The organism is Paraburkholderia fungorum, from assembly GCF_046027605.1.
In the GTDB taxonomy this organism is placed as follows: domain Bacteria; phylum Pseudomonadota; class Gammaproteobacteria; order Burkholderiales; family Burkholderiaceae; genus Paraburkholderia; species Paraburkholderia fungorum_F.
The window spans coordinates 195301-220585 of record NZ_JAQQEF010000002.1 but is presented as its reverse complement, the minus strand read 5'-3'; the positions used below and the strand labels follow the sequence as shown (position 1 = coordinate 220585).

Genomic DNA, 25285 nt, shown 5'->3' with positions numbered 1-25285 from the left:
GGCCTTTCGGGCAGTTTCGGCGGCATCGACACTTCACGTCGGCCCGAAACATCGTGCGACGTATCGGCCTACGATGTGTTGCATGAACTCTCCCAATACGTCCTTCACGCCCGCCCTCAGCCGCATTCTCGCGACCGTCAGCGTCGGCTTCGTCGTCACGCAACTTGACGTGACTATCGTCAACATCGCGCTGCCGAAGATCGGCGCGGATCTCCATGCGAATGTCGCGGGTCTGCAATGGGTCGTCGATGCGTACACGCTCGCGTTCGCCGTGCTGATGCTCTCGGCGGGCGCGCTCGGCGACCGGCTCGGCACGCGGCGCATGTACGCGGCCGGCATCGTGTTGTTCGCGCTCGCGTCGCTCGCCTGCGGATTGGCGCTCGATGCCACCATGCTGGTCGCGGCGCGCGCGATTCAGGGCATCGGCGCCGCCGCCATGCTGCCGAACTCGTTGGCGCTGCTCAATCAGTCATACGGTCACGATCCGAAGCTCCGGGCGCGTGCCGTGGGGCTGTGGACCGGGGCAGGCGCGATTGCGATCGCGGCTGGACCGGTGGTCGGCGGCCTGCTGATCGCGGCATTCGGATGGCGCAGCATCTTTCTCGTCAATCTGCCGATTTGCGCCGCCGGTTTGCTGGCAACTTTGCTCTGGGTGCCGCGGCCTGACGCCGAACCGAAAAATGCGCAACGCGCGGGGGCGACCGGAGCTGGGGCTCCATATCAAACTGGAACGGGTGCTGGAACCGGAGCCAGGGCTGGTGCTGGTGCTGGTGCTGGTGCTGGTGCTGGTGCTGGTGCCGGTGCTGGTGCTGGTGCTGGTGCCGGTGCCGGTGCCGGTGCCGGTGCTGGTGCTGGTGCCGGTGCCAAGCTTGGCCCACGTGGTCTTGATCTGACTGGCCAGATCCTCGCCATCGTCGCGCTCACCACCTTCGTCGCCGCCGTGATCGAAATGCGGCCGCTGGGGTTCAGCCATCCGCTGATAATCGGCGGTTTCATCGTCTCGCTGATCGCAACAGGCGCCTTCATCGCCGTGGAATCGCGCGTCGCGGCCCCGATGCTGCCGCTCTCGCTCTTCAGCAAGCGCACCTTCAATGCCGCGGTGCTATTCGGCATGTGCGTGAATCTGACCTACTACGGCATGGTGTTCGTGCTGAGTCTGTATCTTCAGCGGGTCCGCGGTTATACCCCGCTGCAGGCGGGCCTTGCCTTCTTACCGTTGACCGGCGGCTTTCTGGTGTCGAACGTGGCGAGCGGCTGGGTGGTCGGGCGCTTCGGCGTCCGTGTGCCGATGATCGCCGGCGCGATCACCGCGGGACTCGGCTATGGCCTGCTGCATTTCATCGATGCTTCCACGCCACTAGTCGGCTTGCTGCTGCCCTTCCTGCTAGTCCCGTCAGGGATGGGCCTGGCGGTCCCGGCGATGACGACCGCCGTGCTCGCCTCCGTCGACGCAGAGCGCGCCGGCACTGCGTCTGCCGTGCTGAATACCGCCCGACAAGCAGGCGGCGCGGTGGGTGTCGCCGCTTTCGGCGCGTTGGCGGGCGGCGCGGCCGCCACGCAGATCGTCTCGGGGATGCAGGTCGCGACCGCCGTCTCAGTCGGTCTACTGGTGCTCGGAGGCGTAATGGGCTGCCTTGTACATCCGGAGCCGCATGCGTCGTCCTCAGAGCCGCACAAGACTGGCTCTGGGCAAGTGGGCGAATCGCGCTGAGCGTCTCATGGCTTTGACCGGCGCGTGGCGAATCGGCGAATCGGCGAATCGGCGAATCGCACGAAGCGTCTCACCCACTTCGTCGAAAGTACAAAAAAATGCCCCCGCGATGCCTACGCACCGTAGGGGTCATTTTTTAGCGCTAGACGGCGCGAGCAGCTGCAATACCCTCGCACTAGCGCCACACGATTTACAGCGCCGCTTCCTGAATCGTGCCGGTGTCGATTGCGCGCTCGATCAGCCCTTCGTTCTGCGCCTTGACAATCGCGTCGGCGATCAGCTTTTCCGGCTCCTCGATCTCGGCCTTGATCGTGCTGATGAGGCCCGAAGCATCCAGCACCACCAGTGTTTTCGCCGAATCAGCAAGGCTGATGATCACGCGATGCGGCGTAGGCCCTTCGCCAAGACTTGCGCACAACTGCGTAACCTTGCCGCCAATGGTTTGCTCAAAACTTTGAATCATTATGTGCTCCCTTGATGACAGCCAGAATCAATATCGATAGCAACCCGCACAGACTACCTCAACTGCGTGATCAGAGACTCAGTCCGCCGCGTGGCGCACGCGCGCCGTCGATGCTGATACGGCCCGCTCCGGTCACGAACAACAGCAGGAAACCACCGGCGATACCGATGTTCTTCCAGAAGTGAATCACCATATCGCGTTGCAAGGCGGGATCGGTAACGTTCCAGAAATCGTGGCCCAGCACCGCGGTCGCCACGGCGTACACAGCCAGGATGAGCGCGAGCGGGCGGATCTTGAAGCCGACGATCAGCAGCAGGCCGCCGAGCGCCTCGACCGCGGTTGCAATCGGTGCGGCGACCTGAACGAAGGGCACGCCCTTCGAATGCAGGTAGCCGACGAAGCCCGCATAGCCCAGCAGTTTCATCACGCCGCCCCACAAAAACAGCACGGCAAGAGCGATACGCGCGATGAGGATAACGCCGGAATCGACGGGACGCGTCATGAGGGGCTCCTGTAAATGAATAAGCAGCAGACCCTGCCAGGCGGCCGCAGTTCCCCACTTTGCGCCTGGGAATAGCCACGTTGCCCGCCATTTCCAAGTGCGGGTCCGAGCGAACGGCGCAATCCGCGCCGTCTCAGCGGAGCAAAAAAGGTGTCCGAGCGGCTCAGCAAGCGCCCGATTCCGCGTGACGCGCCACGGCTCGTGCCGCCATGCTCATGCCCGAGGATACGTCGCGACCTCGATCAGATTGCCGTCCGGATCGCGGCAGTACACCGAAGTCATCTTGCCGCGCGCGCCGTCGCGCTCAACCGGGCCGGCCTCTATCTCGACACCCTGAGCGAGCCAATGGGCCTTGACCTCGGCGGGACTCGCAGTGGTGACAAAGCACAGATCGGCGCTGCCCGGCACCGGCTCGCGCCCGGTGAACCACGCGACCGTGTCCGCATCCGCCGGACGCAAGTTGATTTTCTGATTGCCGTACGTCATCGCCACGCGCGTGCCGGTGCGCGATTCGAACTCGCTGCGCCGCATGCCGAGCATGCGCGCATACCAGGCCGCGCTCGCTTCCACGTCGGCGACATTCAGAACGAGATGATCGAGACTGTCTATCGAGAAGCTCATAGGTTTCGTCGCCATGGAGACGGGCTACTGTTGCGGCGCATCCGGCGCGAGCAGGACGCCCTTGGTAAAAACGAAGCAGCCGTAACCGCGCGCTTCACCGGTTGCGATCACGCAATAAGCGTTGCGCGCCCGCTCGTAGAAAGCAAAACGTTCGACCGACGCAAACGGGACCTCACGCCCTTCCGCCGCATTGATCTCGATCTGCACTTCGCGCTGAACGGCCGGAATCGTATTCGGCTCGCCTACCACTTCCATCCGCGAGGCAGGGTGTTCGATGAAGGTATCCAGCGGCATGACCGAAAGAATCGCACGAATCGCGCGCGGTGCGCTCACGCCGTCGAGTCGCAGCAGCTTGCCCAACACCGTCTGCTGCGCGACGGACGCGCCCGGGAAGTTGGCGTCGCATACCACCAGTTCGTCGCCATGTCCCATCGCGCGTAGCGCATGCAGCACATCGGCATTTAGCAGCGGGTCCAGATTTTTCAGCACGCGTTGTCTCCTTGAGTTCTTTTGGGCCCTTGCGGTCCGTTTTTGGTGGCTAGCTGCCCGGGTCCGAAGGCTGTGTCCTTGTAGCGCTGTCCTTCCAGCGCACTGAGATTGATTGTAGCAAGACCGTAGCGCACGGTCCGGTGCTGATGCCTGATCGTCAATCCGCTGTTGCGCACGAAGCGCCAGGCCGATTCTGACGACATTGCCACCGCAGCCATCCGACCAGCGCGAGCAGCACGAGACCCGCGCCACCCAACACCGGCTCGCGCCAGGCCAGCAACGCAGTGAAGGTGAACGCGCGCGCACCGGCCAGCAAAGCGAAGCCGGCAATCGCGCTGGAGAGCGCGTCGACGGCGCCCGCGAGGCGCGCGACCGTGAGAACAACTCCAGGAGCCGTGGCGGCAGCGGATTCGTGCATGATCGTCTCCGTAAAAATCGTGGCTGGTCAGGCGGCGGCGGGCACCTGGTCGAGGAAGCCGGTCACCGCCTGGAGGCGGCCGTGTGCGTCGAGCACGCCGAAGTCGGATCCCTTCACGATCGCCTCACCGCCCGGCGTGGTGAGTGCCCACGAAAAGCGCAGCCGGTTCGCGAAGCCGTCGACTTCCGTCGTGCGGCGAAACGTGTGATGCGGAAAACGTTCATGCACCGCACGAATCATCGCGTCGATACCATCGTGGCCCGCTCCTGCCAGCAGCGGATCGCGATAGTCGGCATCGGCTGCCCATGTCGCCGCGATCAGCTCGCGGCGGCGCATTGCATCGGTTTCATTCCATGCGTCGAAATAACGGTCGATCAGATCGGTATGCGCATTCATCTCAAACTCCTTGATTGGCATGACTGAGCACTACGCTCGGCAGACACGTTGTATGCGGCGGGCTCGGAGTAAAGATTGGCGCCTCGATCGCAGCGCGTCGATTACGTGGGAGGTAAGCATCCGGATGCACTACGGTGATCCACGCCCTTTACCCGCCGGATTGGCCATCCGGCCGAATCGTCACAGGCGGCGTCAGCCGCTAATCTCGTTGGGCTAACGGGAGCCGCGCAGCGTTGACACGCGGCATGTGATGAACTGAACGGGTGCGGACACGAGCCGCTTTTTAAATATGGTTTTTACGCTTGCAAGATCGTATCCACCAGGATACACTCATCAGCAAATCGGTTCACCGCCTGTGTACACGGTCAACCGCACCGAGGAATTCGACAGTTGGCTTGCCGACCTCGCAGACTTAAGAGCGAGGGCAAAAATCCTGGTGCGGGTCCGGCGTGCGGAGCGAGGTCATTTCGGCGACGTCAAGCTGCTGGAAGACGGTGTGTCCGAGATGCGCATCGATTGCGGTTCCGGCTATCGGGTCTACTTCGCGCGCGAAGGGCGCTCGGTGTACCTGCTGCTCTGCGAGGGCGATAAGTCCTCACAGTCAGCCGACATCAAGCACGCCAAATCAATGTGGGCAGCAATCAGAAAGGAATAGTCATGAGCAAAGTCAAAACCGCACGGTTCGACGCATCGCACTACCTCGATAGTGAGGAGATGATCGCCGAATATCTCAACGCAGCGCTGGAAGAAGGCGACGCTGACCTCCTCCTCGCCGCGATCGCCGATATCGCAAAAGCACGCGGCATCGCGAAGGTTGCGGCCGACGCTGGGCTCGGGCGCGAAAGCCTCTACAAAACACTCGCGCCCGGCTCCAAACCGCGCATGGATACCGTGTTCAAGTTGCTGCGCGCGTTAGGCGTCAAGCTCAACGCCGTGCCGGAAGGCGTGGCGCACGCCTGACTCGCGCTCGCCGCGTTCGTCGCCTGGGACAACGCCTCAAATGTGCTGCGTATTTGTGGATGATCCTACGTTTTCTCGGATATTCCGGGTCTGCCCGGGTCTGCCCGGGTCTGCCCGGGTCTGCTCGGGTCTGCTCGGGTCTGCCATTACCTCTCAAGTAATGGATCGCTCACGCGCTTTGGCTATCATCGGCAACATGAACACACTCTCTCTCGCGCAAACCATCCCGTCGAACGTGCCGACGGCAAGCCGCACGGTCGGCGATCTGCTGCGTGAATGGCGGCAGCGGCGAAGAATGAGTCAGTTGCTGCTCGCCGCTGAAGCCGATATTTCAACGCGGCATCTGAGCTTCGTCGAATCAGGGCGCGCGGTGCCTAGCCGGGAAATGGTCATGCACCTCGCCGAGCGGCTCGACGTGCCACTGCGGGCACGCAACGCACTGCTGGTTGCGGCGGGTTATGCGCCGCTGTTCCGCGAGCGTCCCTTGACAGACCCGCAACTGGCCGCCGCGCGCGAGGCAGTGGAGTTGGTGCTCAAAGGTCACGAGCCGTATCCGGCACTCGCGATCGACCGCCACTGGACCATCGTTGCCGCGAACAATGCGCTTGCGCCACTGCTTGCGGGCGCGAGCCCGGAACTGCTGAAACCGCCGGTCAATGCAATGCGACTGAGCCTGCATCCGGAAGGTATCGCGGCGTCGATCGTCAACTGGCATGCCTGGCGCGCACACGCGCTGTCCCGGCTCCAGCGGCAAATCGACGTGAGCGGTGACGATACGTTGAGCGCACTGCGCGATGAGCTAGCCACGTACCCCGCTCCACCCGGCGCGGAAGCGGCCGACCACGACGACACCGCGATCAATCAGGTCGCCGTGCCGCTGCGGCTGCGCACGCCGATCGGCGAGCTGTCGTTCTTCAGCACGACCACGGTATTCGGGACGCCGGTGGATGTAACACTGTCGGAACTTGCCATTGAAGCGTTCTTTCCCGCCAACCAGCAAACGGCGGCAGCATTGCGCGAGTTTGCCGAAACCCAACGCGCCGAGGGCCAACGGGCATGAAACCGAAGCCGTGAAGCCGTGAAGCCGTGAAGCCGTGAAGCCGTGAAGCAATAGCATGGCAGCGGGACCGTAGAATCCCGGCAACATGCACACCGAGTCGTTACCGCTTGCACCATCATCCAAACCACACGGAGACACATTTGATCAACAACGGCCCACTGGTGCGCCAGCTCGGTCCAACCGACCGTGATGCCTACTTCCAGCTTCGGCTGCGGGGACTAAAGGCACATCCGGAGTCATTCGGTCAAAGCTACGAGGAAGCGCTATCCAAGGGCCCAGCACGGCATGACGCGATGTTGCAGGGCGCACGCGCTGCCGAAGGCGACTTTTTGCTCGGCGCATACGCGTCGGCCAATGCGCCGCTGATCGGCGTGGTCGGATTGCTGCGCAGCCAGAGTGACAAGGAACGGCACAAGGCCTCCGTCGTCGGCATGTATGTCGCGCCGGAAGCTGCGGGCCGCGGCGTCGGGCGCGCATTGCTCGACGAGTTGCTGGCGCGCGCGACGCAAATAGAAGGCCTGCGGCAGATCCAGTTGATGGTGGGCAGCCAGAACGAGGCAGCCCGCAAACTCTACGAGTCGCTTGGTTTTCGCAAATACGGTTGCGAGATCGGCGCTTTGAACGTCAACGGAGTATTCCACGACGCCGATCTGATGGCGCGCTTCATGTGACAGCTATCGGGTAGAGATCCGGCCGCCCTGCTTAAGCGCGCGATCCGTGCTATCTTTTTTAATTACCTTTCCGCCACACCAACCCTGAAGCGGCTCACCCGCCGTTCTCGGGCTACCTTCGATTTGCCGCTCGTCAGTCAAATACCATGTCCGATCTTTCCACTTCGCTTCCGCGCGTGCCTCGCCGTTTCGACATCAATCCGAAACCGCTAGGCGCCGCGCTCGTTCTAATCGCGCTGGGCGCAGTCTATCTGGCGCAAACCGTGAGCGGCCGCCAGGCGGCGCTCTACATTGTTGGCGCATTGCTCGGCGTGTCGCTCTATCACGCGGCGTTCGGCTTTACCTCCGCATGGCGGGTCTTTATCGCCGACGGCCGCGGCGCCGGTCTGCGCGCGCAAATGCTGATGCTGGCGCTCGGCGTCCTACTGTTCTTTCCTGCGCTCGCCGCAGGCACGCTGTTCGGCCAGCCGGTGGTCGGTCTGGTCGCGCCGGCAGGCACGTCCGTGCTGGTCGGCGCCTTCATGTTCGGTATCGGCATGCAGTTGGGCGGCGGCTGCGCGTCCGGCACGTTGTACACCGTGGGCGGCGGCAGCACACGCATGATCGTCACGCTGGTGGCGTTCGTCATCGGATCGGTTGTCGCTACCGCGCACATGCCGTTCTGGACCGCGTTGCCGTCTCTCAAACCGCTTTCGATGGTGACCGCGCTCGGAGCCGGCTGGGCCATCGTGTTGAATCTGATCATGTTCGCTGCGATCGCGGCGCTCACCGTATGGGTTGAACGACGCCGTCATGGCCGGCTGGTCAACGAACCGCTGCGCGAACCGCACGCGTCACCGTGGCTGCACGGCCCCTGGCCCTTGTTCGTCGGCGCCATCGCCCTGGTCTTGCTCAACTTCGCGACACTGGCGCTGTCCGGCCGCCCTTGGGGTGTGACGTCGGCGTTCGCGCTGTGGGGCGCCAAGCTATTTGCCGCATTGGGTATCGATGTGGCCAACTGGCCATACTGGGCTTCTCACGCCAACGCCGGGGCCCTGGCCGCGCCTGTTACACATGACGTCACCACGGTAATGGACATCGGCATCGTCCTCGGCGCGATGACGGCCGCGGCACTCGCCGGCCGTTACGCGCCGGTCTGGAAGGTACCGGCCCGTTCGCTGATCGCGGCCGTGGTCGGCGGCCTGATGCTCGGCTACGGAGCCCGTCTGGCCTACGGTTGTAACATCGGCGCCTATTTCAGCGGCATCGTGTCAGGCAGCTTGCACGGCTGGTTGTGGCTGGTCGCCGCCTTCGCCGGCAACGTGCTCGGCACGCGCCTGCGCCCGGCATTCGGCCTCGCAGTCGAACGGGTCCGCGCCAGCGGTTGCTAGAGGTTACAAATGCGGCCTCATTTGTAACTGGGGCCCCACCAATCTGTTACATCTCCAATGTGTCCCCATAGCAAGGTCAACGAACGGTATTTATTACTTTTAATTGATCTCGCTTTCTATTTCCTTTCCGGGTCATTCCTGAATTTCCCGTTGCCGCCCGCGCCTGCGGCTTTCCTCGGACAAATTACTCCAGCCCCCATCGCACAAGGGTTTCCACGGATTAGATGGAATTCTCAGGGCGTGAAAACCCCCCCAAGCGCTCTCTATTACAAGTCCGTGAAAGACTTACCGATATTTGATGTATCTTTTTGAGATATTTTTTTGAGAAGGGATTGATTTCTTGTTTTACCCTTCATACAATTCGACCCAAGCTGTTACGAAATGTAACGCGATGTATCAGGTGGTGACATGTAGCCGGAGGTTCTCGTTTCCGGCGAGGCACAAAAGACATAACGGCAAAAAAAGCCGACATAGTAATTCGGGGCTTCGGAAACACAAAAAAATGGACCGTAGCAGCGAGACGCTGGATTCAATCCGCGAGATTAACTTGTCTTACATCATGCTCGCGCAACGCATGTTGCGTGAGGACAAACCGGTCGGGATGTTCCGACTGGGACTGTCGTCGGAACTGGCTGATTTGCTTGCTGGGCTGTCGCTCGCGCAGATCGTCAAGCTGGCCGCTTCCGATCAGCTTTTATGCTTCTTCCGTTTCAACGACCACGCGATGTTGTCGGCGTTGACGCAAACGACGAAGCACGCAGCCGTTGCACCGACTCACGCGGCGATCCTGCTTGCAGGCCAGCCTGCTGAGCAGTTTGCTTAATCGAGGTGACCGCGATGCTCAAGCGTAGCCTGACAGAAGACGCGCAAGAAGTTTTCCGTGCGATCGCGCTGATTGAACTCGGCGCGCGCATGCAAGTGCTCGAAAGCGAATTGACGCTTTCGCGCGACCGCATGATCCGCCTGTACCGCGAGGTGAAAGGCGTATCGCCGCCCAAGGGCATGCTGCCGTTCTCGGCGGACTGGTACATGACGTGGCTCGCAAATATCCACGCTTCGTTGTTCTACAACACGTACCTGTTTCTGAAGAACGAAGCGCGCTGCTCGCACCTGGATGCGCTGACCAAAGGGTATCGGCTGTATCTGGAACATTGCCAGCACAGCGAAAGCGAACCGGTACTGGATCTGACGCGTGCATGGACGCTGGTGCGTTTTTTCGACGCCGATATCCTGCAACTGACCAAATGCTGCCGTTGCACCGGCAAGTTCGTCGCGCACAGGCACGATCTGCAACACAACGTGGTGTGTGGCGCTTGCCAACCGCCATCGCGCGCCGGCAAGACCAAGAAGGCCGCCGCCGCTCGCCAGGAAGCGCTCGAAGCCGCACAGATCGCGCAAGCCGCCTAAGTTGAGTTTGAATCGATGAAGGCCGGTCCAGCCTGATTCGAACTGAAGCAGCCCGGAAGAAGGTCCGCCACCGCGCGGACCTTTTTAATTTGTGCTTCCCGCGGTCAAAGTCGCGGCCGGACCTTGGCGCGGCGTGAGCTGGTTCTTCAACCCGGCATCACGTGACAGACGCCCCCCCAACGCCCAGTCAACCCACCAATCCCACCGTCTGCACCACCAGCCACAGGTTCGCCGCACTAATCACTACGAACAGCGACCAGGCGACGAGCCGCGTCGGCAGCCGGTTGGCGAATTCACCCATCAGCGAACGGTCGTTGGTCATGCGGATCAGCGGATAAAGCGCGAACGGCAGTTGCAGGCTCAGCACAACCTGGCTTGCGACCAGCAATTTGCCAACCGCGCCGTTACCCATCATTTGCACGCCGATCAGCGCCGGAATCAAGGCGAGTGCCCGCGTGATGAAGCGCCGCTGCCAGCACGGAATTTTCAGCTTAAGAAAGCCTTCCATGATGACCTGCCCCGCCACCGTGCCGGTGAAGGTCGAACTTTGCCCTGACGCCAGCAGCGTGATCGCGAACAGCACCGCCGCGAAACCCGTACCGACGATCGGCGCCAGCAGCTTGTACGCGTCTTCGATCTCGGTGACCTGATTGTGGCCGGTGGCATGAAACGCGGCGGCCGCGAGAATCAGGATCGCCATGTTGATCAGCAACGCGAGCATCAGCGAGACGATCGTATCGATGCGCGACATGCCGATCGCCGACTTGATGCTGGCCGAATCGCGCTTCACCGCGCGCGTCTGCACGATCGACGAATGCAGATAGAGGTTGTGCGGCATCACGGTGGCGCCGAGAATGCCGATCGCCAGATACATCGGCTCGCGGCTGCTGAGCGCCTGCCACGAAGGAATCAGTCCTTGTGCAACTGACGGCCAATGCGGCTGCACCAGCGCCAGTTCGATGATGTAGCCAACGCCGATCGTCGCGATCAAGCCGAGCATGATCGCTTCGAGATCGCGGAAATTCTTGCCCTTCAGACCAAGCACGATCAGCGTGTCGAACGCGGTCAGCAACACGCCGGTGGTGAGCGAGCACTTGAAGAGCAGATGGAAGGCCAGCGCGCCGCCTAGCACTTCGGCCAGATCGCAAGCCACGATCGACAACTCGGCAAGCAGCCACTGAAAACGCGCGACACCCGGTGAATAACGCAGCCGCGACAATTCCGCGAGATCCCGGCCGGTAGCGATGCCAAGACGCATGCTCAGGCATTGCAGTGCCATCGCTGCAAGGCTCGACAGCATGACGACGAACAGCAGGCTGTAGCCGTAGCGTGAACCCGCTTCGATGTCGGTGGCCCAGTTGCCGGGGTCCATGTAGCCGATCGAAATCAGCAGACCGGGCCCGGCGAATTGCAGGATTTTTTTCCAGAACGGCGCGCCCTGCGTGACGGCGACCGAGCCTTGCACTTCGGACGGGCAAAACGGCGCCGTGGCGGTGGTCGGTAATTTGAACTGCAATCCGATGCTCTCTTGAAGGGGACAAACCGCGGCGCTCCGTGCCGGACGCCGCGAACCGCCTCAAGTGTACAAAGAAACTTCCGGCAACGTTCCGTTCAGCGCATACCGGCCGACGTCGCGTACGCGATAGTCGAGCGGATCGTGCAGCGTGTGCACGCGCGCGTTGCGCCAGAAGCGGTCGAGCGCGAGCGGCGCATGCGTGGCGCGCGCGCCGCAGGCGTCGAAGAGTTTTTCGCTGACGTCGAGCGCGGCGCGGTGCGCGACGATTTTCGCCTCTGAAGTGGCGAGTGCCACATGTGCACGGGTTTCAGCGTCCAGAGCCAAGCCCTGTTGCCACGCATCTTCAAGCGCGTAGGCGGCACGCGTCGCCAGCGCTTCCGCGCTGACCGCCTGCAGCCGCATTTCGCCGAAACGCTGAATCAGGTAGGGATCGTCGGTGGCTTTGTCGACGCCGGAAGAGATCCACGGCTTGCCATGCTGCGTGACGTAAGCGCGTGCTTCTTCAAGCGCGCCCTGGGCGATGCCGACGAACAGATTGGTCAACACCTGCTGCGAGATCAGCGTGCGCAGGCTCGCGTACGGCGTGTCGGCCCGCTCCAGCACCTCATGCGGCTCGACCTTGACCTGCACGAAGGAGACGCTGCCGCTGTCGGTCTGCCGCTGACCGATCGGATTCCAGTCTTCATTGACGGTGATGCCTTCGCGCGTGGTCGGCACGACGGCAAACACCGGTTTGCCGGTGGCCGGATCGTGCGCGGACACCGTCATCATGTGTGAGCCGCGCGTGCCCGAGCAAAAGCCTTTTTGCCCATCGAGACGATAGCCGCCGTCACCGGTTGCATTTGCAACGAGCCGCGTGTCGAGCGGATTGACCGCATTGCCCCACCACCAGCGCCCTTCCACGGTGCCGCCCAGATAACGGGCGCGTTGTTCCGGATTGCCCCATACATTGACGCTGACCACCTGCAGGCACGTGAAGCCCAGCAAGTGCGCGAGCGCACTGTCGACTCGCGCGATCTTGCGAATCGTCTCGTAGATCTCGGGCCAGCGCGCGCCGGGACCGCCGAATTCACGCGGCACGGCGAGCGTCAGCAGACCCGCGTCGGCGATCCATTGTTTTTCCTGCGCGGCGTGGCCACCGTCGCGATCGCGCTCGGCCGCATTGGCACGCAACGCGTCGAGCAAGCCGCTGAGATCGCGCACCACGGGCGCAGCGCCGGCTTGCAAGTTTCCCAGTGCCTCGGGATGACGAGGTTCGTTCATGCAATGTCCACGTGAAGAAGTTTGGCAAGCGAAACCGCAATTATGCGCGCTGCGCGAGCCGTCGCACGAAGCGGTCGCCGACGAACTGCACCGCCGTCACTATCACGATCAGCAACACGATCACCGTTACCATCACGGTGGTATCGAAACGCTGGTAGCCGTAGCGGATCGCCAGGTCGCCGAGGCCGCCGGCGCCGACCGCGCCCGCCATGGCCGAGGAACCGATCATCGCCACCACGGTGATCGTGAAGCCGCCGAGAATGCCCGGCAGCGCCTCAGGCAGCAGCACGTGCCAGATGATGTGCCGGCGTTGTGCGCCCATTGCCTGCGCGGCTTCGATCAATCCGCGATCCACCTCGCGCAAGCTCACTTCTGCCACGCGCGCAAAGAAAGGAATGGCCGCGATGCTGAGCGGCACGATGGCCGCCCATACGCCGATCGTGGTGCCGATCAGCAAACGCGTGAGCGGCAGCAACGCGACCAGCAGAATGATGAACGGCGTGGAGCGGAACGCATTGACGAGCGCACCGAGCGTGCTGTTGACCACGCGTTTTTCAAAGATGCCGCCGCGCGTCGTGGTGACCAGCACCAGCGCAAGCGGAATCCCGACCAGGGCCGCGACGAAGGCGGATACACCGACCATGACGATGGTGTCGCGAATGGCATCGGCGAGTTCCGAGAGCCAAAGATCAGACATAGCCGAGCACCTCGACATGATTTGCATATTGACGCGCGCGCTCGAGCAATGTCGCGATCTGCTTTTGCACGGTGATGTCCGCCTTCGCGCGCACTTGCGCCGACATCACCAGACGCCCTTGCGCATGGCCCTGAATCCGGTCGATGCCACCATGCACGAAGCTCACATGGCCACCTTCCAGACTCAGTGCGGACGTCAACCCGCCGAGATCCGGCTCATTCGCATTACTGCCGGTGAAGCGCACGTCGAGCAGAATCCGCGCATCCGCTTGCCCGATCTCGTGCAACGGTTTGACGCGCGCGGCAAGGTCCGCCGGCAGGTCATGCACCAAGGTGCGCAATAGCGCGCGAGTCGCGTCATGCTGCGGATCGCCGAACACGCGCCACACCGGACCGGTCTCCACTACTTCTCCGCGTTCGATCACCGCCACCGCATCGCAGACTTCGCGAATCACCTGCATCTCGTGCGTAATCAGCACGATGGTCAGATTGAGCCGCTGATTGATATCGCGCAGCAATGCGAGAATGGCCTGCGTCGTTTCAGGATCGAGTGCGGATGTCGCCTCGTCGCACAGCAGAATGTCCGGGTCGGTCACCAAGGCGCGCGCGATTCCGACGCGCTGCTTCTGGCCGCCGGACAAACTCGCCGGATAAGCGTCGCGCTTGGTGGACAGGCCGACCAGTTCGAGCAACGCGTCGACTTTTTTGTCGATTGCCGCTTTAGGCGCACCGGCGATTTTCAGCGGCAACGCAATGTTCTCGCGCACCGTTTTTGCGGAGAGCAGATTGAAATGCTGGAACACCATGCCGATGCGCCGCCGCAATGTAACCAGCCCGCGTTCGTCGAGTTCGCCGACGCTCACACCATTGACGCGGACAGCGCCGGAACTAGGCTTTTCCAGACCGTTGACGAGCCGCAGCAGCGTCGACTTGCCCGCCCCGCTGCGGCCGATGATGCCGAATACCTGGCCGCGCGCCACCTTCATCGTGACGTTCGCCAGCGCCGCGGTCGACAAGCCGCGCGGGTTGGCGAATACCTTGCCCACGTCGTCGAACACGACGGCTTCTTGCGTGGTATCGGCCGCGATGTGATTCAAGCCGAGGGACGGCGCATCTTCAATGAACTGCGGCACGTCGAAGAGATTGGCCATGGTTTCGCTCCTCTCAGGCTTCCACGGTTGATCGTGCGCCGGTTTGCGCGTGACGCCGATGCTGCGCGCCGGCATGCACCTCCGGCAGTCGCGCGCGGCCGCCGCCGAACAGCTTTTCACGCAGCGTCGGCGCCGGGTCGTAGTCTTCCTTGTAGACACCGCGATTCTGCAATTCCGGCACCACCAGATCGACGAAGTCTTCGAACGATTCGGGCATGACGGTACGCGTCAGATTGAAGCCGTCGACGCCGGCCTCTTCGATCCACGACACCAGCTCATCCGCGATCTGTTGAGGTGAACCGACCACGGGCTTCGCACGGCCGCCGAGCGTCATCTGTTCGAGCACTTTGCGTTTGGTCCACACGCCGCTCACGCTCTTCTTCGAAATCGCTTCAACCGCCGATTGCATCGATTCGGTCTTCACATACGAAATCGGTTCATCCAGCTCGTACTGCGAGAAGTCGATGCCGGTGGAACTGGAGAAATGCGCGATACCGCCCTCGGCGCTCGCATAACGGCGGTACTCTTCGAATTTCTCCCGCGCGGCGCGTTCTGTTTCGCCGACTACAACAGTGATACCGGCAAAGATCTTGATATCGTCAGGCGCGCGCCCGAAGCTCACCGCCCGTGCTCGAATGTCATCGACAATGGAGCGCGTGAGCTGCTTGTTCTGGCCGCCGACAAACACGCATTCCGCGTGACGTGCGGCGAAATCGACGCCCCGGCTCGACGAACCCGCCTGATACAGAACCGGCGTGCGTTGCGGCGACGGCTCGCTCAAATGAATTGCGTCGATCGAATAGAACGGACCGTCGTGTTTCACCCGGTGCACCTTGCCGGGATGCGAGAAGATACGCGCCGCACGATCGCGCACCACCGCGTCGTCTTCCCAGCTTTGCTCCCATAGCTTATAGACCACCTCCATGTAGTCGTCGGCGCGATCGTAGCGGTCGTCATGGCTGATCTGTTGCGCGAGACCCATGCCGCGCGCCGCGCTGTCCAGATAGCCGGTGACGATGTTCCAGCCCACCCGGCCCTTGGTCAGATGATCCAGCGTCGACATGCGGCGCGCAAACAGATACGGCGGTTCGTAAGTCAGATTCGATGTGACACCGAAGCCGATGTGCTTCGTCACATGCGCCATGGCGGGCACGATCAGCGACGGATCGTTGATCGGAATCTGCACCGATTCGCGCAACGGGGTTTCCGGGCCGCCCTGGTACACGTCGTACACACCGACGATATCTGCGAGAAAGATCCCGTCGAACTTGCCGCGCTCGAGCGTTTGCGCGAGACTCGTCCAGTAGTCGAGATCGGTGTAATGCGCGGAACGGTCACGCGGATGCGTCCACAAACCATGGTTGATATGGCCGACCGCGTTCATGTTGAACGCGTTCAGCAGGATCTTTTTCTTCGCCATCGTACGGCTCCTTGCAAATACAACGTTGCTGGCTGCGCGGTCTGGTTGCGTGACTCAGTCACGCGGCCCAGTTGCATAACCTGGCGGTGTAACTTACCAGGCAACGGCGTAGAGGTTGCCAAAGGCCTTATCGAGCGCGGCGCGCACAGCGGGCGAATGCTGATAGATCGAGATGAACTTGCGGATACGCGGGTCGTTCGCGCTTTCCGGACGCACGACCCACTGGATCGCGTAGTTCTTGTTTTCCAGACCGTCGAACAGCAATGCGCTATTCGGATCGGCGGTGCCCGCAAGCTTGATGAAGCTCGGGTAGCCTTGGGCGAGATCGACGTCGTCTAGCGAGCGCGCCAGTTGCGATGCCTCGAGTTGGACGATCTTCAGATGCTTCGGGTTGTCGATGATGTCAAGCGTGGTGGCGCGATAGTCGATGCCCGGCTTCAGCTTGATGAGACCTGCGCGTTGCAGTAACAGCAGCCCGCGACCGCCGTTGACCGGATCATTGGCGATGGCGACCGTGGCGCCGTCTTTCAATTCGTCGAAGCGTTTGATCTTTTTCGAGTACAGACCGATCTTCATGATCGTGCCCGGCGCGATTGCGATGAAGTTATAGCCGCCCTGCTTTTTCGCGTTCTCGAGAAACGGAATGTGCTGGAAGTAGTTGACGTCGATATCCTTATTGGCGAGCGCCGCGTTCGGCGTATTCCAGTCTGTGAACTCGATGATCTTCACGTCGAGCCCCTGCTCTTTCGCTTCGCGCGCAGCCACTTTGAGCGCCTCGATTTGCGGGCTGGTGGCGGTGCCGATTTTCAATGTGGGCGTATCTGCCGCGCGTGCAGGCGCGGCGGACAACGCCAATGCGAGGCCGAACACGCTGATGAGGGTGAAAGCCGGCGCGTGGAAGAAACGCCGCACAGTGGATAAGGAAATGCGCATGGTGAGCTCGTTTAGATTTCGGGCGAAGTGATTCTCGGGGCGTGCCGATCCAACGGCACGCGGCTGCGCATGCCTAAAAGGATCGGGCAACGGAAATCTGCGGCGCGCGGGTCAAGCGGCGTGCAGCAGCAATAGAACGCGTGAGCGGATCAGCGCGGACAGCGGCAGGTCGGACAGGTCATCGCCTCTCTCCAGATGAGGTGCGAATCATCATAGATGGCGGGAAACCAGCGGTCTACGAACGGATTTTTGGAAGGAAAGCGGGAAAAATGATTTGGGGGAAGAGGGCTACGAAGCGGCCTTGAAAAAACAGAGAATATGTATTAAATCAAAATTTAACGACCTAAATTTGATTTTATTGTGAAAAAGTCGCAGCCACTCGATATGCTGCCGTTCGAAGCGGAGGAGGTTATCACTGCCTTGGGAAACAAGATCGCGCTCGCACGTCGGGCCCAATCATGGACTCAGGCCGACCTCGCCGCGAAGATGGGCGTCAGCGTGAACACCGTGGTCAACCTTGAGAAGGGCCGGCCGTCTGTGGCATTTGGGCAAGTGGTAATGGCGCTATGGTTGCTGGATGCTCTGGACATACTTCGACAAGCGGCACGCCCGGAAGATGATCCCATCATTCAGAAAGCAGCTCTGAGTCGCCTGCCGAAACGCGTACGAGGATCGAATGGCTGAAAAAACACGGCCAGTCTGGATCTGGCTCCCAGGCGAAGTTGCACCCGTTGCCTGCGGCACTTTCGGATGGTCGCCGGGGATCGGGCAATTCGCCTATGCGCCGGAATATAGGACACGCGCAGACGCCTTCCTTATCGATCCCAGCAATCTGCCGTTCTCGCGCTCGACCAAGCCTGCAACCACAACACTGATGAACGGCATTTTCGGCGTGTTACGCGATGCAGCCCCCGAAGGATTTGGCCTGGATTTGCTGCTCGCGAAACACGCCAGACAGGACCTCGATGAAATCGACCGAATGCAATGGAAAGGCAGGCGCTAGACGTTGTGCAACTGGGCAAGCGCCGGCGATAAAGTCCGTTTGCCGGCAGCAGTCAGAAACGATAGAAATCGCTGGGCCACGCTACCGCGTGACCCAGCGTCCGTCACCCTCTATTGGTACAGCAACTCCTAGCGCTTTGCCACCTGCTCTGCCGACACAAAAGCAGATGCAGAAGACGCATCAATCGCACCCGGAGCCGGCGCAACCGCCCCCACCGCCTCGTCGCCCGCCGCCTTGCCCTCACCCCAGCCGCCGCCCAGCGCCCGAATCAGATTCACCGTCGCCACCGCTTGCGTGCCCGAAAGATGGCTCGCCTGCAGTTGCGAAATCAGCACCTGCCGCTCGCCGTCGATCACATCCAGATAGCTGACCGCGCCTTCCGTGTACTGCGTGCGCGACAGATGCGCCGCACGCTGCGAGGCCACGACCGCATCGTTCTGCTCGCGCATCTGATCGTCGAGCAAACGCAGATCGGCGAGGTTGTCTTCAACCTCCCGGAACGCCACCAGCACCTGCTGACGATATTGCGCCACATCCTCGTCGTACTTCGAGCGGGCTTGCGCGAGGTTCGCTTTGCGCCGGCCGCCGTCGAACAAAGGCAAGGTCAGCGCCGTACCGGCGAACGGGCCGAGAATGAACGCGCGGCTCGACCACATGAACAGGTCGCCGAGCGTCGCGGATTCAAAGCCAGCCGCGCCGGTGATATCGAGTTTCGGGAAGAACGCCGACTTCGCCAGACCCACCCGCGCATTCGCTGCAATCATGGCCCGTTCCGCCGCCGAAATATCCGGCCGACGTTCGAGCAGCGCCGAAGGCAGACCCGCCGGCACACGCACCGTCACCGGCGCGAGCGGCGCTTCCGCGAACGAGAAATCCGCCGGCGGCTTGCCGAGCAGAATCGCGAGGCTGTGCTCCGAGGCCGCGCGCTGACGCGCCACGCCCACTGCATCCGCACGCGCGCTGGCGAGTTCGTTGCGGGCACGAGAAACGTCCAGTTCGCCGATATCGCCTTCCTTGAAACGCCGTTCGACCAGCTTCAGCGTGTCCTCGCGCAACGCCACGGTACGGCGGTACAGGTCCTGATCCGTGTCGAGCTCGCGCAACTGGAAGTAGTTCTGCGCGACGTCGGCCTGCAGCGACAACTGCACGGAACGGAACAACGCTTCAGTTTGCTGCTCGTCCGCACGCGTCGCATTCACATTCGACCCGACTCGCCCGAACAGATCGGCCTCATACGACGCGCCCACCTGCGCGCGCCAGATCGTGCCGTTCGTGCCACCCACGCTATCCGGCTGGAATTGCGAGGCCGCCGACGCCCGTTCGCGCGTCGGACCGAAGCCCGCGTCGAACTTCGGAAACCAGTCCGACTTCGCCGCCTGCGTGACCGCACGCGCCTGCTGCACGCGCGCCGCAGCCGCCTTCAGGTCCTGGTTCGCAGCGGCAGCCTGCTCTTCGAGCGCATTCAACTGCGGGTCGCCGAAAATCGCCCACCATTCGCCGCGATGCGCGTCGTCGGCGGGTTGAGCCGGCTTCCACGTGCCGGTGTCCTGAGCCGAAACGGCGCCCGTAGCCGGAGTAGCGGATGCACCCGATGCAGCAGCAGGCGCTTCCTTGAACGCGACCGGCGTATCCACCTCCGGCCGCTTATACGTGGGTTCCACGGAGCAGGCCGCGAGCAATGCCACCAGCAAACCGCTGGCAGCCGCCCGGCCCCACCCGCCTAAAGATTCAAAGCGATTCATTTTTATTTTCTCCTCAGACGTCCGTCACCGGCGCCCCATAGTGCGGCGAATCCTTCTGCGCGACGTGAATCGTCCCACCCGCCAGCGTACGCAGCACCACATAGAACACAGGGGTCAGCATCAGGCCGAACAGCGTCACGCCGAGCATGCCGAAGAACACCGCGATACCCATCGCATGACGCATCTCCGAACCGGCTCCGCTCGACAGCACCAGCGGCACCACACCCATGATGAAAGCGATCGACGTCATCAGAATCGGACGCAGACGCAAGCGGCTCGCCTCGATGGCCGCCGACAACGGCGAATGCCCGTCATGTTCGAGTTCGCGAGCAAACTCGACGATCAGAATCGCGTTCTTCGCCGACAGCCCCACCAGCACCATCAGACCGATCTGCGTGAAGATGTTGTTGTCGCCACCCGTGAGCCACACTCCGGTCAGCGCGGACAACACGCTCATCGGCACGATCAGGATCACCGCGAGCGGCAACGTCAGACTTTCATACAGCGCGGCCAGCACGAGGAACACGAGCAGCACGCTGATCGGGAACACCCACAGCCCCGCATTGCCGGCGATGATCTGCTGATACGTCAGGTCAGTCCATTCGAGCTTCACGCCATGCGGCAAGGTCTCGGCCGCCACGCGTTCGGCCGCGGCCTGAGCCTGGCCCGACGAGAAGCCTGGCGCCGGTCCACCGTTGATGTCAGCGGCGGTATAGCCGTTGTAGCGCACCACCATTTCCGGACCGTACGTCGGCGTCACCGTGACCAGTGACGACAACGGCACCATGTCTCCCGCCGCATTACGAGTCTTCAGTTGCAGGATGTCGTCGGCACGTTGACGGAACGGCGCGTCCGCCTGCACCCGCACCTGATACACGCGGCCGAAGCGGTTGAAGTCGTTCACATACAGCGAGCCCAGATAGATCTGCATCGTGTTGAACACGTCCGTGACCGGCACGCCGAGTTGCTTGGCCTTCACGCGATCCAGGTCGACATTCAGTTGCGGCACGTTGATCTGATAGCTCGAGAACGTCGGTCCGAGTTCAGGCGTTTGCGCCGCCTTCTTCACGAACGCTTCCGCCGCCTTGTTCAACTCCGCATAGCCCACCGCGCCGTGATCTTCCAGTTGCATCTTGAAGCCGCCAAGCGTGCCGAGACCCAGCACGGGAGGCGGAGGGAACACCGCGACGAACGAATCCTTGATCGCAGCGTACTGCTGGTTCAACGCACCGGCAATCGCGCCGGCCGAGAGCTTCTTGTTGCCGCGGTCCTTGAAAGGCTTCAACGTGACGAACACGATGCCCGCGCTCGAACTATTGGTGAAACCGTTCACCGACAAACCCGGGAACGCCACCGCGCTTTCCACGCCCGGCTGCTTCAATGCAATCGAGCTCATGTCGCGGATCACTTTTTCCGTTCGATCCAGCGATGCGCCGTTCGGTAGCTGTGCAAACGCAATCAGGTATTCCTTGTCCTGTGCCGGCACGAAGCCACCCGGCACGACGCGCGAGATCAGCACCGTCGCGCCCAGCAGGATCGCGTACACCGCGAGCATCGCCCCTTTACGGCGCAGCACGCCCTTCACGCCACCGCCATACGCGGTCGAGCCGCGATGGAACACCTTGTTGAAACCCTTGAAAAAGCGGCCCAGCACGCGATTCATCACACGCGTCAGCAAGTCTTCCTTCGCGCCGTGGCCGCGCAACAGCAACGCGGACAAAGCCGGCGACAAGGTCAGCGAGTTGAACGCCGAAATCACGGTCGAGATCGCGATAGTCATCGCGAACTGCTTGTAGAACTGCCCCGTCAAGCCGGTCATGAAAGCGAGCGGTACGAACACCGCGACCAGCGTCAGCGCGATGGCGATAATCGGCCCACTGACCTCCTGCATCGCCTTATACGTTGCATCGCGCGCACTGAGCCCGTTTTCGATATTCCGCTCGACGTTCTCCACCACCACGATCGCATCGTCCACCACGATCCCGATGGCGAGCACCATGCCGAACAATGACAAGGCGTTGATCGAGAAGCCGAAGGCGAGCAGCAACGAGAACGTACCGACAATCGACACCGGCACCGCGATCAGCGGAATGATCGACGCCCGCCACGTTTGCAGGAACACGATCACCACGATCACCACCAGCGCGATCGCTTCGAGCAGCGTGTGGATCACCGCCTCGATACTGGAGCGCACGAACTGCGTCGGGTCGTAGACGATCTTGTATTCGACGCCCGCCGGCATGTCTTCGGCCAGTTCCTTCATCGCGGAACGAACCTGGTCGGAAATCGCCAGCGAATTCGCACCCGGCGCCTGATTGATGGCGAGCGCAACCGCCGGCTTATTGTCGAGCAACGAACGCAGCCCGTATTCCGACGCCGCCAGTTCGACACGCGCAATATCACGCAGGTACGTCACGCCGCCATCCGGCGCGGTCTTGACGATGATGTCGCCGAATTCGCCCTCAGTCTTCAAACGGCCACGCGCATTCACCGACAACTGCAATTGCGTGCCCGGTACCGAAGGCGATGCGCCGATCACACCGGCTGCCACCTGGATATTCTGCTCACGAATCGCGTTGACCACTTCGGTCGCGGTCAAACCACGTTGTGCCACTTTCTGCGGATCGAGCCAGACGCGCATCGCGTAGTCGCCCGAACCCCACAATTGCACTTCACCCACGCCCTGAATCCGCGCGAGCCGATCCTTGACGTTCAACAGCGCGTAGTTGCGCAGATACGTCATGTCGTAGCGATTGTTCGGCGAGATCAGGTGGACCACCATCGTCAGCGTCGGCGAACTCTTGATGGTCGTGATGCCGAGACGCTGCACGTCTTCCGGCAGGCGCGGCAACGCCTGGTTGACGCGGTTCTGCACCAGTTGTGTCGCGAGGTCCGGATTGGTGCCGAGCTTGAAGGTCACCGTCAGCGTGAGATTGCCGTCGCTGTTGGCTTGCGACTGCATGTACAGCATGTTCTCGACACCGTTGATCTGCTCTTCGAGCGGCGCCGCGACGGCCTCGGCGATCACTTTCGGATTAGCGCCCGGATACTGCGCATGCACCACCACCGAAGGCGGCACGACTTCCGGGTACTCCGAGATCGGCAGCTTGAAGAGCGAAATGATGCCCCCCAGCAGGATCAATACCGATAGCACGCCGGCAAAGATCGGTCGATCGATGAAAAATTTGGATATGTTCATGGGAAGCTCTTAACGTTGGAGCATGCGCCCGCTACGGCTACGCAATGTGGCCAGTTCTGGTCAGATAAGCGCGGCGCACGGGGCTCACGAGTTCTTGTCCGCTGCTTTCGCTCGCGTCTGCGCAAGCGGCGCGCTGTTCGGATCCTGATCGGCGGTCATCGGCACCATGTGAGCGCGCACTGCATCGCCCGGACGCACCCGCTGGATACCGTTCACGACGATTCGATCAGACGCCTTCAGGCCGCCGTTGACGACGCGCAGGTTGCCCTGCATGCCGCCCACCGCGATTTCGCGGTAGACGACATGGTTGTTCTGGTCGACCACCAGCACGAATTTCTTGTCCTGGTCGGTACCCACGGCTGCGTCGTCGATCAGGAGTGCCGGATGCGGCTCGCTGCCGCCGACCTTCACGCGTGCATACAGACCCGGAATCAATGCACCATCCTGGTTGTCGAATTTCGCCCGCACGCGGATCGTGCCGGACGACGTATCGAGACGGTTATCCACCGACTCGATCACGCCGCTGCGCGAATAGCCGCTTTCGTCCGCGAGACCCAGTTCCACCGGTACCTTGCTGCCGTCCTTTGCGCGGCTCAGGTACTGCAGATAGGTTTGTTCGTCAGCGTCGAACGATGCGTAGATCGGCGAAACCGACACCAGCGTGGTCAGCGGCGCCGAGCTTGCACCCGCGGACACCACGTTGCCCACCGTGATTTCCGCACGCGACACGCGGCCCGCGACCGGCGCGACGATCTTCGTGTAGCCGAGGTTGATGCGCGCGGTTTCGACGGCGGCCTGCGCGGCCTTCAGGTTCGCGCTCGCTTCGCGCGCGGCGTTCTGCTTCTCGTCGTAATCGCGTTTGGCGATGGCGTTGTCGGCGATCAGGCGCTGCGCGCGCTCCCAGTCGCTTTGCGTGTAGCCCGTACGCGCCTGCGCGGCTGCAAGTTGTGCTTCGGCGCGATCGACTTCGGCTGCGTAAGGACGCGGATCGATCACGAACAGCGTGTCGCCTTTCTTCACGAGCGCGCCGTCCTTGAAGTTCACGGATACGATCGTGCCAGGCACTTGCGAGCGCACGTCGACTTTTTCGACCGCTTCGAGACGGCCCGAATAGCTCTGCCAGTCGGTAATGGTCTTTTGCACCACAGTGGCCACATCGACTTCCGGCACGATGGTGGGCGCGGCGGGCGAGCTCGCGTCGACGCGAATCGCGCCGAACGTGCCCAGCCCGGCCACCACGGCGACGGCTAGCGCGGCAATCGCCACACGGCGACGGGAAAGAGGAAGGATAGTCATGAGAAGCTCCCGGTATCGTTGATTAAAGTTCTGTTTATTTCTGTTTCAGCGATGGGCGCGCGCATCGAAGCGCCATTGAAAAAATCTCACCGCTTCCTGCAATGCGGGCGGATGGTCGGCCAACGCGGCGTGCGAGATGCTGGGATAGCGGACCACCTGGGTCAGCACACCCGCGTCGATCAGACTGCTCGCGTATTTCTCCGCTTCCACATGCAGCACATCGTTTTGCGCCGTCACGATCAGCGTGGCCGGCAGGCCCGCGAGGCGCGACGATTCGAGCGGCGCGGCATACGGATGCATGCGTTGCGACGCTTGCGGCAGATACGCGCGATAACACGCCGCGCACTCTTTCGCGGTGATGTCCGAGCCGAGCCGTTGCTCATCGCCGAGGCGCGTGAGGCTCGGATCGAGCATCGGTCCGAACAGCGCTTGCGCGGCGATGCGCACATCGCCACGGTCACGCGCGATGAAAGCGAGGCAGTTGGCCAGCTGCCCGCCGGCATCGTGGCCGGCCACGCCGACCTTCTTGCTATTTCCGCCAAACGCGCGTGCTCGAGTCTGCACCCAGAGTGCCGCGCGATGCGCGTCTTCAGGCGCCGCCGGAAACGGAAACTGCGGCGCCAGCGAGTAACCGACCGAGACGACGAGAGCCGGTAAGTGTTCTGCTAAATAACGTGCGGCGTAGTCGGCCTGATCGATCGAGCCCTTGGTAAAGCCGCCGCCGTGGAAATAAAGCAGTACTGGCAGTGCGGTTTTCTCGGGCTGCCGGTACAAACGCAACGTGATGTCCTGCGCGTGCCCTTCGATCTGCACGTCGGTGACGTCGAGTGCCGTGCTATCAGCCTGTGCCGGGCCGCTGCCGGCGGGCACGAAGGAGTACGGCGGTTTAAATGCATCCATGTCGAGCCGCGCAATGCGCATAGAACTTCAATGGTGCGAATTGTGGGTTCGGCAGACTCGCAAATAAATGCCTATAATCCGGCAACACAATTCGGCGC

The 25285-nt window shown here is 62.1% G+C and carries 26 protein-coding genes; 10 read left to right on the top strand and 16 right to left on the bottom strand.

The genetic code is table 11. The annotated features are described in order from the left end of the window. Positions 1–82 precede the first annotated feature (82 nt). Positions 83–1711 carry an MFS transporter gene (locus PQR53_RS04370; RefSeq protein ID WP_408451355.1) on the top strand — a complete coding sequence of 543 codons (1629 nt, stop codon included), beginning with the start codon at positions 83–85 and terminating at the stop codon, positions 1709–1711. A gap of 190 nt (positions 1712–1901) precedes the next feature. On the opposite strand, the gene PQR53_RS04365 is transcribed toward PQR53_RS04370, so the two are convergent. From PQR53_RS04365 to PQR53_RS04340, 6 genes are all read right to left on the bottom strand, one after another. Further along, positions 1902–2174: a hypothetical protein gene (locus PQR53_RS04365; protein WP_323045915.1), complete on the bottom strand. Its 273-nt coding sequence runs from the start codon at positions 2172–2174 to the stop codon at positions 1902–1904. Between the two features lie 70 nt (positions 2175–2244). Next, positions 2245–2676: a DoxX family protein gene (locus PQR53_RS04360; RefSeq protein WP_323045916.1), complete on the bottom strand. Its 432-nt coding sequence runs from the start codon at positions 2674–2676 to the stop codon at positions 2245–2247. 213 nt (positions 2677–2889) lie between these two features. Continuing rightward, positions 2890–3297 carry a VOC family protein gene (locus tag PQR53_RS04355; RefSeq protein WP_408451354.1) on the bottom strand — a complete coding sequence of 136 codons (408 nt, stop codon included), beginning with the start codon at positions 3295–3297 and terminating at the stop codon, positions 2890–2892. Between the two features lie 24 nt (positions 3298–3321). Next, on the bottom strand, positions 3322–3786 hold the full coding sequence (locus PQR53_RS04350; protein WP_408451353.1) for an RbsD/FucU family protein: 465 nt from the start codon (positions 3784–3786) through the stop codon (positions 3322–3324). Between the two features lie 157 nt (positions 3787–3943). After that, positions 3944–4204 (bottom strand): hypothetical protein, encoded by a 261-nt coding sequence (locus tag PQR53_RS04345; RefSeq protein WP_408451352.1) that lies wholly within the window; start codon positions 4202–4204, stop codon positions 3944–3946. 27 nt (positions 4205–4231) lie between these two features. Next, positions 4232–4600 (bottom strand): nuclear transport factor 2 family protein, encoded by a 369-nt coding sequence (locus PQR53_RS04340; protein ID WP_408451351.1) that lies wholly within the window; start codon positions 4598–4600, stop codon positions 4232–4234. 289 nt (positions 4601–4889) lie between these two features. On the opposite strand from PQR53_RS04340, the gene PQR53_RS04335 reads away from it, so the two are divergent. The 7 genes from PQR53_RS04335 (at position 4890) to flhC (ending at position 10068) form a co-directional block, all read left to right on the top strand. Next, the gene (locus PQR53_RS04335) at positions 4890–5255 is read left to right on the top strand and encodes a type II toxin-antitoxin system RelE/ParE family toxin (RefSeq protein WP_408451350.1); all 366 of its coding nucleotides are present in this window, start codon (positions 4890–4892) and stop codon (positions 5253–5255) included. A gap of 2 nt (positions 5256–5257) precedes the next feature. Next, the gene (locus PQR53_RS04330; protein WP_063499837.1) at positions 5258–5560 is read left to right on the top strand and encodes an addiction module antidote protein; all 303 of its coding nucleotides are present in this window, start codon (positions 5258–5260) and stop codon (positions 5558–5560) included. Between the two features lie 196 nt (positions 5561–5756). Further along, positions 5757–6620, top strand: a complete 864-nt coding sequence (locus PQR53_RS04325; RefSeq protein WP_459251624.1) for a helix-turn-helix domain-containing protein — start codon at positions 5757–5759, stop codon at positions 6618–6620. 140 nt (positions 6621–6760) lie between these two features. Beyond that, positions 6761–7291, top strand: a complete 531-nt coding sequence (locus PQR53_RS04320; protein ID WP_408451348.1) for a GNAT family N-acetyltransferase — start codon at positions 6761–6763, stop codon at positions 7289–7291. A 146-nt stretch (positions 7292–7437) separates the two neighbouring features. Further along, complete coding sequence (locus PQR53_RS04315) at positions 7438–8661, top strand: YeeE/YedE family protein (protein WP_408451347.1); 1224 nt, start codon at positions 7438–7440, stop codon at positions 8659–8661. A 502-nt stretch (positions 8662–9163) separates the two neighbouring features. Beyond that, entirely contained in the window at positions 9164–9484 is a 321-nt protein-coding gene (gene flhD, locus PQR53_RS04310; RefSeq protein ID WP_035558891.1) for a flagellar transcriptional regulator FlhD, read from the top strand. 14 nt (positions 9485–9498) lie between these two features. After that, positions 9499–10068, top strand: a complete 570-nt coding sequence (gene flhC, locus PQR53_RS04305; protein WP_408451346.1) for a flagellar transcriptional regulator FlhC — start codon at positions 9499–9501, stop codon at positions 10066–10068. A gap of 187 nt (positions 10069–10255) precedes the next feature. Here the strand turns inward: flhC and PQR53_RS04300 are convergent, their stop codons facing one another. The 6 genes from PQR53_RS04300 to PQR53_RS04275 form a co-directional block, all read right to left on the bottom strand. Continuing rightward, positions 10256–11584 carry an Nramp family divalent metal transporter gene (locus PQR53_RS04300; RefSeq protein ID WP_408451345.1) on the bottom strand — a complete coding sequence of 443 codons (1329 nt, stop codon included), beginning with the start codon at positions 11582–11584 and terminating at the stop codon, positions 10256–10258. A 60-nt stretch (positions 11585–11644) separates the two neighbouring features. After that, positions 11645–12847: an acyl-CoA dehydrogenase family protein gene (locus tag PQR53_RS04295; protein ID WP_408451344.1), complete on the bottom strand. Its 1203-nt coding sequence runs from the start codon at positions 12845–12847 to the stop codon at positions 11645–11647. Positions 12848–12887: 40 nt separating this feature from the next. Next, positions 12888–13544 (bottom strand): methionine ABC transporter permease, encoded by a 657-nt coding sequence (locus PQR53_RS04290; RefSeq protein ID WP_074286788.1) that lies wholly within the window; start codon positions 13542–13544, stop codon positions 12888–12890. Continuing rightward, a complete protein-coding gene (locus PQR53_RS04285; RefSeq protein WP_408451343.1) occupies positions 13537–14694 on the bottom strand; it encodes a methionine ABC transporter ATP-binding protein in 1158 nt (385 codons plus the stop codon). Before PQR53_RS04285 ends, PQR53_RS04290 begins: the two co-directional genes overlap by 8 nt. 13 nt (positions 14695–14707) lie before the next feature. Next, positions 14708–16114: an LLM class flavin-dependent oxidoreductase gene (locus tag PQR53_RS04280; protein WP_408451342.1), complete on the bottom strand. Its 1407-nt coding sequence runs from the start codon at positions 16112–16114 to the stop codon at positions 14708–14710. 93 nt (positions 16115–16207) lie between these two features. Continuing rightward, entirely contained in the window at positions 16208–17047 is an 840-nt protein-coding gene (locus tag PQR53_RS04275) for a MetQ/NlpA family ABC transporter substrate-binding protein (RefSeq protein ID WP_408451341.1), read from the bottom strand. 360 nt (positions 17048–17407) lie between these two features. Here PQR53_RS04275 and PQR53_RS04270 point away from each other — a divergent pair, with 360 nt between their 5' ends. Both PQR53_RS04270 and PQR53_RS04265 read left to right on the top strand, forming a co-directional pair. Further along, positions 17408–17731, top strand: coding sequence for a helix-turn-helix domain-containing protein (locus PQR53_RS04270; protein ID WP_408451340.1), 324 nt, complete (start codon positions 17408–17410; stop codon positions 17729–17731). Further along, positions 17724–18050: a hypothetical protein gene (locus tag PQR53_RS04265; RefSeq protein WP_408451339.1), complete on the top strand. Its 327-nt coding sequence runs from the start codon at positions 17724–17726 to the stop codon at positions 18048–18050. The genes PQR53_RS04270 and PQR53_RS04265 overlap by 8 nt, the downstream gene beginning before the upstream one ends. A gap of 128 nt (positions 18051–18178) precedes the next feature. Here PQR53_RS04265 and PQR53_RS04260 read toward each other — a convergent pair whose 3' ends face one another. From PQR53_RS04260 to PQR53_RS04245, 4 genes are all read right to left on the bottom strand, one after another. Continuing rightward, positions 18179–19792: an efflux transporter outer membrane subunit gene (locus PQR53_RS04260; RefSeq protein ID WP_408451338.1), complete on the bottom strand. Its 1614-nt coding sequence runs from the start codon at positions 19790–19792 to the stop codon at positions 18179–18181. Between the two features lie 13 nt (positions 19793–19805). After that, positions 19806–22991 carry an efflux RND transporter permease subunit gene (locus PQR53_RS04255; protein ID WP_408451337.1) on the bottom strand — a complete coding sequence of 1062 codons (3186 nt, stop codon included), beginning with the start codon at positions 22989–22991 and terminating at the stop codon, positions 19806–19808. 84 nt (positions 22992–23075) lie between these two features. After that, entirely contained in the window at positions 23076–24287 is a 1212-nt protein-coding gene (locus tag PQR53_RS04250; RefSeq protein WP_408451336.1) for an efflux RND transporter periplasmic adaptor subunit, read from the bottom strand. Positions 24288–24332: 45 nt separating this feature from the next. Beyond that, entirely contained in the window at positions 24333–25187 is an 855-nt protein-coding gene (locus PQR53_RS04245; RefSeq protein ID WP_408451335.1) for an alpha/beta hydrolase, read from the bottom strand. Between the last annotated feature and the right edge of the window lie 98 nt (positions 25188–25285).